Source organism: Streptomyces sp. NPDC021212 (genome assembly GCF_044332925.1).
Taxonomy (GTDB): Bacteria; Actinomycetota; Actinomycetes; order Streptomycetales; family Streptomycetaceae; genus Streptomyces.
Window position 1 is genome coordinate 291014 of the sequence record NZ_JBIRPZ010000005.1, and the last position, 14746, is coordinate 305759.

Consider the following 14746-nt stretch of genomic DNA (forward strand, 5'->3'; position numbering starts at 1 on the left):
AGGCCGCGCCGGCGCCGGGGAGCGCCGCGCTGGCGAGTGGATGCTCGGCAAGGCGCCCGGCGAAGGCGGTGCCTGGGCCGAGGGTGCGGTCAGGGACAATGGGCGCTTGCTCGGTGCTTAGCGGTGACGGGCGGGCGTGCTGGCGCGGGGCGGCGGCGTGGGCGGGGTGGTGTCCACAGCGGGGCGCGGGCGTACGCGCAGCACGGGGGTGCGGTGCGGCGGCAGGACGGCGACGGTCGCGCCGAGGTCCTCGGCCGCCTCCTCGACCTCGCGGGTGAGGAACTCGATCTGCCGACCCAGCGCCGAGAGGCGGGCGGCGATCTGCCGGCCCTGCATGGTCTCCAGGGCGCTGGCGAACTGACCGCTGGTTTCGAGAAGTTCCTGGAGACGGACCATCGGCCCTGCGTCGTATCCGCGCTGGGTGGCGCCGAGGAGAGCGTTGGACGCGTTACCGGCGTGCTGGGCCTCGACGACGTCGCGGATGAGTTCCTGCAGCGACACCTCGGGTGCGAGCGCTGGGCGGTTGTGCTGGGAGACGTCCGCGCGCAGTACACCGGGCGGGACCGCGGCAGGCAGCGCCTGCCCCGCCTCGTACTCGTGGGCGTAGTGTCCGATCACCTGCCAGCCTGGTGCGTCCGGGGCGCCTCGCAGCGCGACCACCGTCGTGTCGTCGTCTTCGACGAGGTAGGCGAGGGTGATCGGCTGCCCGTCGGCGGCGTACCAGGACTCGGTCGGATCCAGCTCGCCTCGCCTCTGCGCGGCCTGGGCCCTTTCGGTCCACATCCGCTGTTCCTCTTCGGTCAGCGGGGCCTTGTGGTGCTGGCCATTGCTCTGGTCGGCGAGGTTGCTGGCGATGTAGCTGTGATCCGCCCAGGCGGCAAGGTACGGCCACAGGGCCGAGTGCTGTGCGCGTTCGGCTGCGGAGCCGGGGGTGGCCGGCCGGTCGAGCGCCCGGCGGATCTCGGTGGCGGAGGTGGCCAGGCCGTCCAGCACGGCCCGCCACCCGGCCAGGTGCCGGGCGGGTGGCAGGTCGTCGAGCGCACGGCGGGCGGCATCGAGCAGAGCGTCGGCGTGCGGGGCGAGGTGGGTGGTGTATGCCTCCACCGCCGCCTTGTCGCGGTGGGCGCGTGCGGCTGCCGCGGCGTCTGTGTGGAGGGTGCGGCCGTAGCGGTCGCGTGTCATGTCGAGCGCGGTTTCGGTCTCGTGGTCGATGACCGCCATCCGCAGCTGGAAGCGGCGTGCACCGTCCTTGAGTTCCGGTGTCATGGGCAGGGAGCTTTCGGGGGGCGGAGTGTTCGCGGGCGTCATCGGGACCGTCCATTGCCCGAGGCCGTCAGGTGGACGGTCGGTGCGTAGGTGGGTTTCGGCGGAATGGGCCGGGCCGAGGTCAGGGAGGTGGTGGGCGGTGTGGCGCGCTGTGTCGTTCGGCCTGCGGCGGCCTGGGCGAGACGGCTGCGGCGTTCCTGCAGTGCGTTGGGCCGGGCCGGGCGTGGTGGGGCGGCGGAGGGGGACGGGTTGAGGCGGATGTCAGCCTGCACGGTGTAGCCGTGGCGGCGAAGATCGTGGATGGCCTGGCGGGTTCGGCGGGGACCGTCGAGCTCGGGCTCGGTGAGCCGGAACAGGCCCGGCTGTTCAGAGATGGGCTCGAACTGCTCCCGTACGAGGAACCAGTGAGCCAGGTGCGCGGGCATGGAGGTGGTGAAGGCCGCGACGAAGCCATGCTGGGGATGTGTGCCGAAGGCGAAGTGGGTGCGAGAGTCCACGCAGATGGGTCTCCTGATGGTGGTGGCGCGGGTCAGCGGCGGGGTGCGGGCCGGCCCGGCGGGAGGGTGCGGGGCGTCGCGGTCCCGGCAGGGGCGGACCGCTGACCGGGGGTCGTCGCCCGGGCCTGCCGCAGGAACCGTTCGCCGTGGGCGAGCCAGGTTTCGATGGCCGGCCACGTCCGCGTGATGCGCTCGGTGCGGGTGAGCAGGATGCCGCGGGCCAGTTCCTCGCGCACGGTCTCGGCATCGTTTAGAGCATTGGCCAACTGGGCGAGAGCATCGGTGTCATCGGGCCACTGAGCGGCGGCGGGTCGGCACCGTTTGAGGAGGGCGGGGGCGTGGTCCATGACGGTGAGGAAGCCTCCCCAGGCGTTGTCCAGAAGCCGTGCGCTCGCGGTGCCCAGGGCGTCGATGCCGAGCGGGCTGGTGTCGCTGTGCCAGCCGGAGGCGACCTGGGCGGTCCAGGCGTGGTGCTCGGTGCGGATGCGGTCCAGAGCGTCGGCGACGGCTGCGGTCTTGCGGGTGTGGACGGCCCGGTCGTAGCCGGGGAGGTACTGGTCAGTGATCGTCTTGGCCGCGGGGCCGGGTGAGGGCGGCAGGACGATGCCGTGCGGGGCATGCGGATCGCCGTACCCGCCGTCGAACGGGCCTGGGGCGAAGGCGCCGACGAGATAGTCGTGTTGGTGGCCGGGGCGCTCGATGAGCAGCAGATTGGTGCCCGAAGCCGGGTCGGTGAGCGTGGCGGCGTAAGGAATGCGCTCGCGCTGGAGGGCGCGGCCGAGTTCGCCGCTGTCCCAGATCCAGGGCACGAGGTCTTCCTGCCAGGCGGGGTGGGAGTAGATCCCGACCGAGGTGTTCCACTGGCCGGGCAGCTGGCGCGCAAGGTCGCACGCGGCGTCGCCGATGAAGCGCCGGCTGCTCGTGTGCACGCTGGTGCGGTGCCGTTTCGCGCAGGTGACCAGGTCGGCCACCGTGGTCCCGTTGCCGTCCGCCGGCAGGTGGTGGACGCCGGCGTCGTCCCGCTTAAAGCCGCTCTCCGCGAGGGCGGTGTGCGCCCACGGGTACTGCTCGCCCGAGGCGATGGCGACGATGCCCGAATCCCGGCTGTGCGAGAGGATGATCTGCGCCTCAGCCACGGGCCAGCTCCACGTCGCCGCGCAGGATGGCTCGCAGGCTGCGGCCGTACTGCCAGGCATGCTCCCGGGCTCCGGCCTCCAGCTGGTCGTATTCGGCCTGGGCTGTCATCTGCCCGTCCCACTTGCGGTATCGGTACACGGGGACCGGCAGCAGGATCCCGGGCGCGAGACTGGTTGCGCCGAGGGCCGCGCAGTAGTCCTCGCCCTGGACGAGGCCGCCCATCGGAGCGGCGCGCACGAGTTCGGTGCGGGCGAGGATCGTGGTCGGCCCGATGGGGATGGTGTCCGCTGGGGACTTCCAGTACGTCCACACGTCGCCGGCCGCGTGCCGGCCGGGCGGGGTGGGGCATCGCCACAGGGTGGTCGAGCCGTCGGGGTGCTGGTCCTCGCTCCATCCCGCACACCAGCTGACCCCGGTCGATTCCAGGGTGTTCAGCCGTACGGACATGGCGTCGTCGGTGAATTCGTCATCGTCGTCCGCCCAGTTCGTGTAACGGGTTCGAACGTGGGCGAGGGCCAGGTTCCGGGCGCAGGCGGCGCCGACCGGACGGGGCAGAGCAAGGGTGCGGACGCGGGGGTCTTGCGCGAGTGGGGCCGGGAGACGGTCGGGCGAGGCGCCGTCGAGCGCGATCACGGCCTCCCACGGCACGGACTGCCGGGTGAGGCTGGCGTGCATGGCGGTCAGGTAGTCGAGCCGGTCGTCCCGCAGGCGGCTGGCGATGACGACGGTGATCAGGGGGGTGGAGTGCGGGGGCAGGGAGGGCTCCGGGAAGACGAGGGGGGAACTAACGGCGCGTGGCGGGACGCGGGGCGCCGCTGCGGGCGACTGGCACGGCGGGAGTGTTCTGGGGCGGCGTGCTGTGCGATGCCCGGATGGTTGGCGCGGGGGCGAGGGAGGACCAGGCCGCTGGGTGGTCGCTGAAGGCGGTGCGCGGGTCGGTGGCCCAGTCGACAAGCGGTCCGATGTCCTCGTGGAGGAGGCGGATCACCTCGACTCCGTGCTGGTGCAGGACGTAGCCCCACTGCATGTCCTGCGCGTCGGCGGTCTCGTCGGTGACCGTCATGCGCACCGGCGGGGAGCTGTCGGAGGTGATCAGGTGGTCGAGCGTACGGCTGGGCCACTGCTCGCCGCCGGTTAGCGCGGCCACGAGCGTGGGCGGGGCATTGTCAAGGAGGTCGGTGCCCAGCTCGTGCCAGCCGACGGCGACGTCGTCGATGAGGTGCTGGCACATGGCCTCGACGTTGCGCCCGAACTTGTACTGGTAGGCGGCCACGAGCAGGGGGAGGTGGTGGCTGGGGACGCCGTCGAGCTGGACGTGGATGCCGCTGTACCCCGTGCCGATGGTGGGGCGGGCGATGAAGGAGCGTGTGGACAGGGAGTTCTCCAGATCGAGCAAGGCAGCGGGGACGTTCGGCGTCCATCGAGGTAGCGCGCGGGAAGGGACGCGTCCACGCGCGGTCCGACCGCCAGGAGGCCACCGGGGGCCGGTCGGTCGGACAGGTCGGTGCCGGGTCAGGTCATGTGTTCCTGGAGAGAGGCGGTGGTCCCGCGTCACCGCGTGTGCCGCGGCGGTGCCGTCGGGAGGGCTCGCGGTGGAAGGACCGGAGGACGGGCCGGGGCGGACGTGTGCCGCGGTGCCGGCACGAGCGGAGTCAGTGCCCGCATCCGGTCCTCGGTCACGTGCAGCAGCTCTCCGAGGTTGCGGATCTCGGCGGCGGCGTCGGTGAGGTCGTAGGACAGGTCGAAGCCGTCGTCCTCCTCGGCTTCCTTGGCCTTCTCCCCGGCTGCTTCGAAGAACTCGCCGAGCCCTTCGAGTAGACCGTTGACCGGATCCAGAATCTGGTGCAGCAGGGCAGCGGCGTCCGCGTGCGACTCGGTCCCATTGAGCCGGTCGGTCAGAGCGCGCATCGCATCGCCGTAGACGTAGACGGGAGCGCGGTCTGCTGGGTCGGAAACATCCGGGCCCTGGGGCGCGTGGAGCGTCGGCGTAGCCGGGACCGCGTGCGGGTCTCCGGTGGACGGGACGGGATACGGCAGCAGCCCGAGCTGGGCGAGGCGATGGTCGAGCGCCTCGATCAGGGGCTGGGCACTGCCGCCGTGGCGGGCTTCGGGCCGCTGGGCGGCACCGGGGTCGGCCGGGGGAGCCGAGTTGTAGACGACTTCGAACAGAGCCTGGTCGTCGGGGTGCTCCCGGGTCGCGATCCAGCCCTCCGGGTCTCCCGGCAGGCGGTCGGAGGAGGGCTCCTGCGGTGGACTGATGAGCAGGTAGCTGCCGTCGGGGAGGGATACGCGCACGAGGTAGGCGCTGAGGCTGAACTCGATGTCGCATTCCAGCCCGCGCTGCCGCAGTGGTGTGGTGATGTGCGCGTGGCGGCGCCACAGCTCCTGCCACCACGGGGTGTCCACGTGGCGATGGTCGGGAAGCGGGGCGAGCGGAGCCGCGTGGCGGGCGTCTGGGGTACTCGCTGCGTCAGCGGCCATGTCTCCTCCTGCGGGAGGTCGGCGTGCGGTGCGGCGGAGGCGTCCGGCGGGCGGGGGTGCCTTCCGGTGTCGGCACCGTATGGAAATCGAGTTCGTACTCGTCGTAGGTGGCGATCAGGTCGTGTTCCATCTGGGCTTCGCGTTCGGCGATCTGCGTCATGAGGTCGTCGTGCTCGGCTTGACACTGCTGGTACTCGGCCCAGTCGGCGTCGCTGAAGTGGGCGGGGCGGTTCAGGGGACTCCTCGTGAAGGGGTGGGGGCCGGCCCGGGCTAGCGGTGGCGACCGCTCGGCCTGGGCGGTGGCGGCACAGGGCTCTCGCGCTGGGCGGGCGCGGGAAAGGCGTGGTGGAAGTCGAGGTGGCTGTCGAGTTCCTTGGCCGCGTCGCGGAGCGATTCTGATGTGAGCCGCAGGTACGCGCGGGCTGTGCCATGGTCGCCGACCATGCAGTTCTTCAGGTAACGCTGATCGGCTGGGCTGGAGGAGTGCAGCAGACCGAGGGCGGCCTCTGCAGTCTCCGCGAAGTGCGCTGTCGCGTGGGCCGACATGGTGCTCGCCATCGCGAGGTGGGCCAGGGTGACGCGGCCTGCCCGGTTCGTGCTGTGAGGACGCGCGGCGAAGTCGGCAGTGAGCCGGAGGACCTCGCGGGAAGAGTCCTGCGCGTTGGTGGCGTGCTGGAACAGCTCGGTGAAGGAGGGCTCGGCCGGCACCTGGCCGCTCTCGTCCAGCAGCCGCCACTGCTCGGCGTTGTCGGAGCACTCGGACTTCAACGAGTTGAGCATGCTGATATAAGGCCGCGCGCGTCGTCGCGCGGTATCAGTTCACGCTGGATATCAGGTTTCATGAGCCTCTGGTGGTTGTCTGCAGGGCTGTCACTTCGTTCGGGCCCCGTCTGAGCTGGTGAGGGTTTTGCGGGTGGGGTCGGCCCGGAGTGACTAGCGCCCCCGTCTTGGGGATGGTGAGTGAGGTGGCACCGGCGGTGCGGCCTCGGGGTAGCGTGGCGCAGACGCCGGGCGGGCCCCGTACCCGTGGCCCGGGAGTGCCTGGCCCTCTTCGGTGAACAGCATGTCCACGAACTCGGTGTGCGTGCGGCCGTCCGAGGTGAGCAGTGTGGATCCCCACCGCTTGAAGATGCCCTCGATTTCCAGCCATTGCCCGCCCGGGCTCATGGCTCCTGTGTGGATGACCATCACCCACTCGCCTTGGATGGGCTCGGGGCGAGGGGGATGGCCCCCGTATTCGCGGTAGGCGGCCATCAGATCTTCGAGGGTGGCGATGTCATCCGAGGTCAGGGTGCGGTGATCTATCCAAGAGAAGGTCACTGACGTGTATCCGTGTTGTCGGCGGTGTTCAGTTGCGGCGGCGGTGTGGTGGAGAGTCGGCTGTTCCGGTGCGCGTCGCGCTGTGTGTCAGCCAGGGGGAACTCAGCACTGTGTGTGACCCCACCCGTGAGTTCATAGGGATCAAGGGCCCAATATCCGGGCACTCGCGGGGGACTCACTGCATGCGGGCGTCGGTGTCGAAGAGCGCCAGCTCGTGGGCGTGCAGGAGGTGCTGCACGATGAAAGATCGTCCGGAGACTTTCCACAGGCCACGCCCTCGGTTGAGGTGGGCGATGGCGTCCATTTCGACGGAGGTCAGACCGAGTAGCGAGGCCGCGGCGTGGAGTTGGTCGGTCTCCTGGCGGTAGATGATGCGGGTGGAGCAGTCCGCGAGGAGTCCCTCGGCCAGGGCTCGGCCGCGGGATCCGGCGTCGCCTGCGGTGAGCAGGTCGGACAGCCGGTGGATCACCATGAGGTTCGCGATGCCGAGCCCGCGGCTGAGCTTCCATTGGGCCTGCATGCGCTGGAGCAGACCGACGTGCCGCATCAACCGCCACGCCTCGTCGTACACGATCCAGCGCCGGCCGCCGGATGGATCGGCCAGGGCGGATTCCATCCAGGCGGAGGCGCAGGTCATCGCCAGGACGAGGGCGGTGTCGTCGCCGGAGCCGCCGAGCCGGGAGAGGTCGATGGTGAGCATCGGGGCGTTCGGGTCGAAGGCGACGGTGGAGGGGGCGTCGAACATGCCGGCCAGGTCACCGTGGACGAGGCGGCGCATGGCGTGGGCCAGGTCGCGGGCAGCGTCGCCGAGTTGGCCCGACATCATCCCGGCGGCTTCGTCGAGCGCGGCGGGGTTGTTGAGGGTGGCGGCGATGTCGCCGAGGAGCGGGGTTTGGTTGGTGGTGGCGGCGCGGGTGACGACGGTGTCCAGGGCGATGTCGAGGGCGGTGTGCTCCATGGGCATCAGGTCCCGGCCCAGAACCGTCCTGGCGAGAGAGCCGAGCAGGAGCAGGCGCCGTTTGCGGATCTCACCGACCCAGTCGGCCTCCGCCACGCTCTCCGGGCGCGGGGCCCCGTCCAGGGGGTTCAGCCGTCCGGGCAGTCCGGGGCCGAGAGCGACGGACCGGCCGCCGAGGGCTTCCGCCACCGGCGTCCACTCGCCCTTCGGGTCGCACGGCACGTAGACGCGGTATCCGAAGGCCAACGAACGCAGCGCGAAGCTCTTGGCGAGCGCGCTCTTGCCCTGACCGATCACACCGGCCAAGAGGATGTTGGGGTTGGTGAATCCTTCGATGCGGCCGTACAGCGCGAAGGGATCGAAGACGAAGGACGCTTCGGCGTGGACGTCGCGCCCGATGTAGATGCCGTCAGCGCCGAGCCCGCCCTCGGCGAGGAAGGGATAGGCGCCTGCCGCGATGGCGGTGGTCATCCGGTGGGCGGGCAGGCGCAGGCGGTCCCCGCGAGCGGATGCCGGTCCGGGCCGGCCGCTCGGCGGGTACAAGGGGGCGGGGGTCCCGTGCTCGGCGGGTGCGGGGCCTGCTGGGGGGAGGGTGGCTTTGGCGGTGGCTTCGGCGAGCTGACGGCGGGCGGCTTTGCGGGCGGCCCGGTCGGTGCCGTGCGGGGTGAACAGAGTGCTGGCGGAGGCGCGGTGGGCAGCCCTGTGGTTCATCAGGGGCCTTTCGATCCGACGGCAGGGTTTATCGCAGGTCAGTGGGGGTGTTTTTGCGGCGCGCGATGTGTCCCGCGGCCAGGTGGCGCTGGCAGATCGTGAGGACTGGCGGCCCCTCGGGGAGCCGCTCGGGCCGGCACTCGGCGGATTCCGCCGATCCGGGCGGCAGGAGGTGGAAGGCGTCGTGCACGGCGGCGGTGGCCCGCCACAGCCCGGTGCGCGCCGTGGCCAGATGCCGGCCCGCGCCGGGAAACGGTGGGCGGGTGGTGGTGGCGAGGTGGTCCAGGAGCCGGTGCAGCGCGTCGAGGTGGGCGTGGAGCGCGTCGAGATGTGCGCGGTCCACCGGCTCCGGCGGCGGTGGCCGGTCCAGGCCGCGGGCGTGGTGGCGGATGCCCGCGGTGGCGGCACGCAGGTAGGGGTGCGCCGTGGGAGGGGTGGGAGAGGTCAACAGGGTGGTCCGTGGGTCTGTGTGTGTCAGCGGGGGCGCCGGGGCGGCCCGTAGGACGGTGCGGGGCCGGGGGATGCAGGGGCTGCCGATGTGGTGTGCCGGAGGGGTGCATGGGCCTGTTCGTGGCGCAGATCGATGTACGACCCGGATGCCCGGATACCGGGGTGGCTCTGGCCGGGCACCAGCTGAGCGTCGCCCGGGATCTCGTAGCCGTCGGGGGGACGGTTATCGGCCTTCCACTGCTGGAAGGAGGGCAGGCGGGTGAGGGCGCGGTGGGCGTCGTCGAGGCTGGTGCCGGTCACGACGAACAGCCACGCGGCGGCCCCCTCCGCGTGACCGGGGCCTTGGAGGGCGACGGTGAATGGGCGGCGTGAGGGCACGACCACCAGGTTCTCCAGCCGGTCCATGAGGGTGTCGAGCGCGTCACCGGCTTCCATGGCCGTGGTCTGGCGGGCCTCGTCGTAGTCGGCGTACCGCTCCTCGATCACTTCCCCGTCCGCGGTGCGGTAGAGGTCCAGTTCTGCTCGGTGGCGGCGCTGCATCTTCCGCAACGCCAGGAGCAGTGCGGTGATCTCGTCGGTGAGATGTGCGGAAGGGGACATTGCTGTGGGGTGCGGGGGCTGGCGGTGGGGTGTGCTGGTCACAGGGCGCTCCGGGCGAGCGGGAGCGCGGCGAGGGCGAAGGCGTCCGACTGCTGATAGTTGAGCCGTCGCAGGTCGACGCCGGAGGTGACGGCGTGGGTCTCGATCTGCGCGCAGGCGGCGTCCAGGAGCGCGTCGGTCTCGGCGGTGACGGTGACCAGGCCGGTCAGGGCCACGTCCGCGTGCCCGGCGATGAGCTGGCGCTCCCGTGTCTTGACATCGGCGTACTCGACGGAGTCTTCCTCGCTGTCGACCTGCCCGCGGCGGGCGCGCTCGTTGGCGTCCGCGAGGATCGCGGCCTTCTTCCGCTGGACATCCCGCAGCGCGGACTCAAGCCCCTGCGGCACGTAGATCAGGGACAGGCTGCGCCGCACGCCGGCGGTGAACATGATCCCGTGCAGGAAGCCGGCTCCCATCTCGGTCCTTGGCCAGTTCTCCACCCAGTACGTCGCGTGCCGTGCGCTGTCGGTGGTGAGGCGGTCGTACTCCTCGAACTGGACGACGGGACCTGCGGCTGCGGGGTCGGCCTCGGCGCGGCCGGTCTTTGACCACTGCTGGAGTGCGGCGAGGGCACCCGGGTCGTAGGCGGTGCGGATGACGGCGGCGATCTCCCGCGCGCTCAGCCATCCGGTGACCTTCAGTCCGGCGTTGCGGGCGGCCTGGGCGATGGACGCGGTGGTCTGTCCCATGACGGTGAACGCCCCGGGCAGCCCTCCACCAGCCTGGCTGATCAGGCGCCGGGCGGCCTTCAGGTCGAGGGAGATCGCGAGATAGGTCTCATGCGGAGCAGCGGCGGGTCCGGCGGAGGCGACCAGTTCGGAGTAGATCTGTCCCGCGACGGGAGCCTGGGGCTGACCGCTCTGGGCCCAGTGCCGGGAGAGGGTGTCGCCGCTGTCGGGGACGGTGCGCTCCAGCACCTGCACGGTGGCGATGTGCCCGGTGCGGGCGATACCGGCCAGAGCCCGTCCCCAGCTGCCCACGTTGTGGTTCTGGGCCGCGGGATCGAGGAGGGCGAAGGCACGGCTGCTGACGCGGGCGATGACGGTCAGCGTCTGCTGGTGGGGGTCGTGGACGGCCGCGGCACCGTTGGCGGAGTCGCCGGGGGTGACCACCGTGAGGGAAGCGGCCGTGCCGGGCAGGTGGAGGACGCCGTCCTGCCGGGGCCGGGTGACGGGCCGGGCCAGCCAGAGGGTCTGGCCGGTACGGCGTCGGTGGGCGTAGCGGGCGACGATCGGTGCCCAGTCGATCAGGGAGCGGCCGTGTCGGCGGATCGCGACGAGCGCACCGGATGCCGCCCACAGCGGGGCCAGGGCGACGGCGCCGAGCAGCCCAGTGGAGACCACCGTCAACAGCAGCAGCGCCAACGTGCAGGAAACAAGTACGAGTTGGGGTAGGGAGAGGCCGAGGAGGATGCCGCGGCGTGACCGGTGTGGGAACTTCACCGTGACCGGGGCGACGGACAGATCAGTCATGGGGCGGGTCCTGGAGGCGCGTGTGGCACCCGGGAGCGGGAGGTGCAGTGCACGTCCCGCCCCCGGTAGACGGGCAGGGGATTCAGGGGCCGGTCGGAGGCGGCGGTGGCCCGCTCGGCCCGCTGGAGGTGGTGTTCGGTGAGCTGGAGGACGGCGGTGCGCCTTGCGGCGGCGGGGTGGTGGCAGGCGCCGTGGACTGCCATCCGTCCTGGCCGGAGGTGGCGCTCGCGCCGGGCCCGCCAGATCCCGGGCTGCCGCCCACCTGGCCGCTGGTGTCCTCGGACACGCTCGTCGGCGCGGGCTGAACGGCACTCTCCAGACCGGACTTGATGCCATCGCCACCGGGCGAGACGCCCGTGCCGCCGCCCTGCGAACCTTCCTTGCCCTCTCCTCCGCCGCCGGTCGGGTTGGCGGCGATATCCCCGGGGAATCCACCCCCGCCAGTGGCGTCGGGGCCTTGCGGGGCACCGCCTGCTCCGGCTGCCGCGCCGCCTGTTGCGGCGGTGGCGGCCATGGGCGCAGCCTTGCGGGTGGCCTTCTCGGCGTGCTGCTTGGCGAGCTGGGCGCCGGCGCCACCGGCCCGGTGGAGCGTTTCTCCGTCGGATCCTTCGGCGGCCCAGTGCACGAACTTGAAGGTTGCGTACGGGCACAGCAACACCATGACCATGATCACGATGCCTGCGAGGACGTCGGCGAGGGCGCCCACGCCGTCTGTCGCCTGGGTCTTGCCCATGGCGGCGATCCCGAGCACGAAGATGATCGTCATCAGCAGCTTGCTGACGACGAGGGTGGCGGTGGCTTCGATCCAGCCCTTGCGCCAGCGGCGTGCGGCCTCCCAGCCGCCACCGGCTCCGGCGAAGACCGCGAGGGTCACCAGCACCAGGATGCCGACCTTGCGCGCCATCATCACGCACCAGTACAGGATGGCGCCGATGGCGGCTCCGATCCCGGCGAGAACGGCGACGAGCCATCCGAGCCCGGCGAGCCCGGGGATCTGGCTGACCTGCACGACGCGGCGGACAGCGGAGGCGATGTCCATGTTCGCGGCCTTGAACAGGCCCGCGGCCAGGGCGTCGACCGCTTCGATGGCAACCGTGGTCAGGGAGATGGCAGCGAAGGCGAAGATGACGCCGGATGCGGTGCCAGTGAACGCCTGCGTCAGGGCCTGCCCGTCGCGCCTGATGGCGGCGCGGACGAGCTGGGCGCAGAACGTGGCCACGAGCAGGACCAGGCCGATGGGAAGGATGGTCTCGTAGTTGTCGCGGAACCATCCGGCGTTGAGATCGACGCGCGTGGTGGCGTCGACGGCCTTGGCCGCCAGGTCCGCGGAGGCGGCGGCCAGTTCTCCGGCGCTCTTGGCCATCCAGTCGCCGATCGCTTTGCCGGGGTCGGAGGCGAAGTCGACTGCCTCCCCCACGTCGCAGACCTTGTCCGCGACGGGAAGATCACAAAACCCCATAGGGGGCTACCTCCCTTGGGTCAGGGCGCGACGCGCGGGGCGATGGCGACGAGCGAGCAGTTCTGGGAGGGCCGGCACTGCACGGCCAAAGTGATGGAACGGTCTTCCGTGCCACCGCCGCCCTTGGACCAGGCGATGGACTGCTTGCCGGTGACGGTGACGGCGTAGATGTACGCCTTGGTGATCTCCGAGGGGTCCTCGGCCAGGGCCTGTTTGAAGGCGGCCGGGTAGTGGGCCTCGGCAACGGTGGCGGTGGCGTGCTGCTTCTGGTCGGCCATCCGCGACCACAGGACGGGGCCGGGCGTCTGCGCGGAGACCGAGACCCAGTCGCTGTACTGGCCCTCCTGCGTCATCCACGCCTTCGTGCCGGCGAGCTGCTGGTCGTGGCTGGTGGTGCGGGTGTCGTAGGCCCACAGCATCTGGGCGGCGGCCCTGGCGAACTGGACCGGATCGGAGATCTTCGGCGGCCGAGGTACCGAGCCGGTCCCGGACACCGGCTTCCGGATGTCGGGAGCGGAGCTGTGCGTGGGGGACGGGGCGCTGGCGGTGGCGTGGTGCCGTTCGCCGCGGCCGGTGAAGTAGGCGGTTGCGGCGGCGAGGATCAGCAGGCAGGCCAGGCCGACCGTGATCACGGTGATGCGGCGGTTCGGCGACCATCCGATGCCGTACTTCGAGAATCGTTTCCGCATCAGTGGACCTGCGACCCGAGGGTGGAGAAGAAGGCGACGATGCCGTTGGCGGCGCCGAGGCCGAGCGCGGCGCCGGCGGCCACGGTCGCGCCCTTCTTGCCGTTGGCCTCAGCCTGGTGGCCACCGGTGTGGTGGCCCCATGCCCAGACCGCGAGGCTGACGGCGAGGGCTCCAACGACGGTGATGATCCCGAAGAGATTGATCGAGTTGACGATGTTCTTCAGGACGGACAGGCCCGGCAGGCCGCCGCCCTTGGGGGAGATGCCCGGGTCGTAGGCAAGGTGGATGAAACGGATGGCGGGCTCCTTGCGTGCGCAGGCCAAAGAGACCCGGCACAGGGGAAGTTGAGACAGCGGAGAAAGGGGCGCGCGAGCGGCGCGAGAAGGAACCGGTGTCAGGCGACGCGGCGGGCGGCGAGGATGTCCCAGTCCTTGATCTGCGTGATGCGGACGGGTTTGCCGGTGCGCGGCGCTTCGATGACCAGGCCCTTGCCGAGGCTCATACCGACGTGTTCGGGTCGGGTGGCGCTGCCGCGGCTGAAGAGCAGGTCACCGGGCTTCAGGGCCTTCGGCGAGATGGCCTTGCCCTCGCGGACCTGGGTGTACGTGGTGCGGGTGAGGGAGATGTCTGCGTGCTTGTACGCCTGCTGCACGAGGGAACTGCAGTCGCAGCGGGCCATGGCGTCCTGGCCGTGCGGGTTGGTACAAGAGCCGCCCCACTGGTACATCGTCCCGAGCTGCCGCATCGCCCAGGTGATCGCCTTGCTGACCTTCGGGTCGGTGCCTTTGGGGATCTTGTAGCCCTTCGGGATGGTGCCTTCGGGGATCGTCCCGAACGACGAGCCGTCGCTCGCGGAGCAGCCGGAGGCGCCGGAGGCGGTGGTCGGCTTCCCGGCGGTTTTGCCGGTGTCGCCCTTGCCACTACCGGGGAACGTGGCGGCGATGGCCTTCTGCAAGGCGGTGGCCAGTGGCTCCCAGCGCGCATACGCGTCCGGGTAGCCCGACTTCTGTACCGCCTGTGCGGCCTGCGTGAGGGTCATCTGCTGCCAGCCGTGGACCTTGAGCAACGCCTTGTAGAACTGCTCGGTCGCGTTGACCGGGTCGCGGATCTGCTCGGCGGTTCCCCAGTCCTGGCTGGGCCGCTGCTGGAACAGGCCCAGGCTGTCGCGGTCACCGGAGGACAGGTTGCGCAGTCGGCTCTCCTGCATCGCGGTGGCCAGCGCGACGATCTGTCCGCGCCGGGGCACATCGGTGCTGAGGCCGGTGGCGACGATGGTCTGGGCGTTCGGGATCTGCTCACCGGGCAGGTCCAAGCCCTTGATGTGCACGGCGGAGGCGTCTGCTCCATCGAGGATCTTGGTGACCTGCGCGGTGACCTTGCCGGTATCCGGGCCGGGACGACAGGGGCTGGTGGCGTGGGTGGACGTGGTGGCTTCGCTGGAGCTGACCATCATCATGGCCGCGCCGCCCAGGAGGAACGGGGAGAGGAAGACGACGCCGATGCCGGCGGCAACCCCCTTCAACCGGAGCGGACCACTCGGGGGTCGGCGTTTTCGGGCATGGGCGGGTAACGAGAGGTCATGAGCGTTTCCTTCGGGGGTGCGGTGTCCGGCGTGCCGAGTGCGCGAGGCGTGGTGGAAGGGCGCGGCGGCCGGGGGGGGCGATCGA

General features: G+C 71.0%; 17 protein-coding genes. All 17 read right to left on the reverse strand.

Annotated elements, in window-relative coordinates:
• Positions 1 to 117: 117 nt before the first annotated feature.
• The 17 genes from ACH4SI_RS16010 to ACH4SI_RS16090 all read right to left on the reverse strand — a co-directional run bounded on the left by ACH4SI_RS16010 (position 118) and on the right by ACH4SI_RS16090 (position 14601).
• Complete coding sequence (locus tag ACH4SI_RS16010; RefSeq protein WP_398296315.1) at positions 118 to 1308, reverse strand: hypothetical protein; 1191 nt, start codon at positions 1306 to 1308, stop codon at positions 118 to 120.
• Entirely contained in the window at positions 1305 to 1763 is a 459-nt protein-coding gene (locus ACH4SI_RS16015; protein ID WP_398296316.1) for a hypothetical protein, read from the reverse strand. Before ACH4SI_RS16015 ends, ACH4SI_RS16010 begins: the two co-directional genes overlap by 4 nt.
• 32 nt (positions 1764 to 1795) lie before the next feature.
• The gene (locus ACH4SI_RS16020; protein WP_398296317.1) at positions 1796 to 2899 is read right to left on the reverse strand and encodes a hypothetical protein; all 1104 of its coding nucleotides are present in this window, start codon (positions 2897 to 2899) and stop codon (positions 1796 to 1798) included.
• Positions 2892 to 3635 (reverse strand): glycosyltransferase family 2 protein, encoded by a 744-nt coding sequence (locus tag ACH4SI_RS16025; protein WP_398296560.1) that lies wholly within the window; start codon positions 3633 to 3635, stop codon positions 2892 to 2894. Before ACH4SI_RS16025 ends, ACH4SI_RS16020 begins: the two co-directional genes overlap by 8 nt.
• 49 nt (positions 3636 to 3684) lie before the next feature.
• Positions 3685 to 4242 (reverse strand): hypothetical protein, encoded by a 558-nt coding sequence (locus ACH4SI_RS16030; protein ID WP_398296561.1) that lies wholly within the window; start codon positions 4240 to 4242, stop codon positions 3685 to 3687.
• Between the two features lie 209 nt (positions 4243 to 4451).
• Positions 4452 to 5381 (reverse strand): hypothetical protein, encoded by a 930-nt coding sequence (locus ACH4SI_RS16035; RefSeq protein ID WP_398296318.1) that lies wholly within the window; start codon positions 5379 to 5381, stop codon positions 4452 to 4454.
• A complete protein-coding gene (locus ACH4SI_RS16040) occupies positions 5371 to 5541 on the reverse strand; it encodes a hypothetical protein (protein ID WP_398296319.1) in 171 nt (56 codons plus the stop codon). Before ACH4SI_RS16040 ends, ACH4SI_RS16035 begins: the two co-directional genes overlap by 11 nt.
• Positions 5542 to 5651: 110 nt before the next feature.
• The gene (locus ACH4SI_RS16045; RefSeq protein ID WP_398296320.1) at positions 5652 to 6161 is read right to left on the reverse strand and encodes a hypothetical protein; all 510 of its coding nucleotides are present in this window, start codon (positions 6159 to 6161) and stop codon (positions 5652 to 5654) included.
• 153 nt (positions 6162 to 6314) lie between these two features.
• A complete protein-coding gene (locus ACH4SI_RS16050; protein WP_398296321.1) occupies positions 6315 to 6701 on the reverse strand; it encodes a hypothetical protein in 387 nt (128 codons plus the stop codon).
• A gap of 175 nt (positions 6702 to 6876) precedes the next feature.
• Positions 6877 to 8370 (reverse strand): VirB4 family type IV secretion system protein, encoded by a 1494-nt coding sequence (locus tag ACH4SI_RS16055; RefSeq protein WP_398296323.1) that lies wholly within the window; start codon positions 8368 to 8370, stop codon positions 6877 to 6879.
• Positions 8371 to 8398: 28 nt separating this feature from the next.
• Positions 8399 to 8818: a DUF6238 family protein gene (locus ACH4SI_RS16060; protein WP_398296324.1), complete on the reverse strand. Its 420-nt coding sequence runs from the start codon at positions 8816 to 8818 to the stop codon at positions 8399 to 8401.
• A 26-nt stretch (positions 8819 to 8844) separates the two neighbouring features.
• Positions 8845 to 9420, reverse strand: a complete 576-nt coding sequence (locus ACH4SI_RS16065; protein WP_398296325.1) for a hypothetical protein — start codon at positions 9418 to 9420, stop codon at positions 8845 to 8847.
• Between the two features lie 38 nt (positions 9421 to 9458).
• Entirely contained in the window at positions 9459 to 10931 is a 1473-nt protein-coding gene (locus tag ACH4SI_RS16070) for an SCO6880 family protein (RefSeq protein WP_398296326.1), read from the reverse strand.
• 82 nt (positions 10932 to 11013) lie between these two features.
• A complete protein-coding gene (locus tag ACH4SI_RS16075) occupies positions 11014 to 12390 on the reverse strand; it encodes an ATP-binding protein (RefSeq protein ID WP_398296327.1) in 1377 nt (458 codons plus the stop codon).
• Between the two features lie 20 nt (positions 12391 to 12410).
• The gene (locus tag ACH4SI_RS16080) at positions 12411 to 13079 is read right to left on the reverse strand and encodes a hypothetical protein (RefSeq protein WP_398296328.1); all 669 of its coding nucleotides are present in this window, start codon (positions 13077 to 13079) and stop codon (positions 12411 to 12413) included.
• On the reverse strand, positions 13079 to 13402 hold the full coding sequence (locus ACH4SI_RS16085; RefSeq protein WP_398296329.1) for a DUF6112 family protein: 324 nt from the start codon (positions 13400 to 13402) through the stop codon (positions 13079 to 13081). The genes ACH4SI_RS16080 and ACH4SI_RS16085 overlap by 1 nt, the downstream gene beginning before the upstream one ends.
• Positions 13403 to 13473: 71 nt before the next feature.
• A complete protein-coding gene (locus ACH4SI_RS16090) occupies positions 13474 to 14601 on the reverse strand; it encodes a C40 family peptidase (RefSeq protein ID WP_398296330.1) in 1128 nt (375 codons plus the stop codon).
• Positions 14602 to 14746: the final 145 nt, after the last annotated feature.

Excerpts from the sequence above, each read along its gene's own strand:
- ACH4SI_RS16065 (WP_398296325.1), bottom strand. The coding sequence starts at position 9,420 with ATGTCCCCTTCCGCACATCTCACCGACGAGATCACCGCACTGCTCCTG.
- ACH4SI_RS16040 (WP_398296319.1), bottom strand. The coding sequence starts at position 5,541 with ATGACGCAGATCGCCGAACGCGAAGCCCAGATGGAACACGACCTGATC.
- ACH4SI_RS16010 (WP_398296315.1), bottom strand. The coding sequence starts at position 1,308 with ATGACGCCCGCGAACACTCCGCCCCCCGAAAGCTCCCTGCCCATGACA.
- ACH4SI_RS16075 (WP_398296327.1), bottom strand. The coding sequence starts at position 12,390 with ATGGGGTTTTGTGATCTTCCCGTCGCGGACAAGGTCTGCGACGTGGGG.
- ACH4SI_RS16055 (WP_398296323.1), bottom strand. The coding sequence starts at position 8,370 with ATGAACCACAGGGCTGCCCACCGCGCCTCCGCCAGCACTCTGTTCACC.
- ACH4SI_RS16070 (WP_398296326.1), bottom strand. The coding sequence starts at position 10,931 with ATGACTGATCTGTCCGTCGCCCCGGTCACGGTGAAGTTCCCACACCGG.
- ACH4SI_RS16080 (WP_398296328.1), bottom strand. The coding sequence starts at position 13,079 with ATGCGGAAACGATTCTCGAAGTACGGCATCGGATGGTCGCCGAACCGC.
- ACH4SI_RS16045 (WP_398296320.1), bottom strand. The coding sequence starts at position 6,161 with ATGCTCAACTCGTTGAAGTCCGAGTGCTCCGACAACGCCGAGCAGTGG.
- ACH4SI_RS16035 (WP_398296318.1), bottom strand. The coding sequence starts at position 5,381 with ATGGCCGCTGACGCAGCGAGTACCCCAGACGCCCGCCACGCGGCTCCG.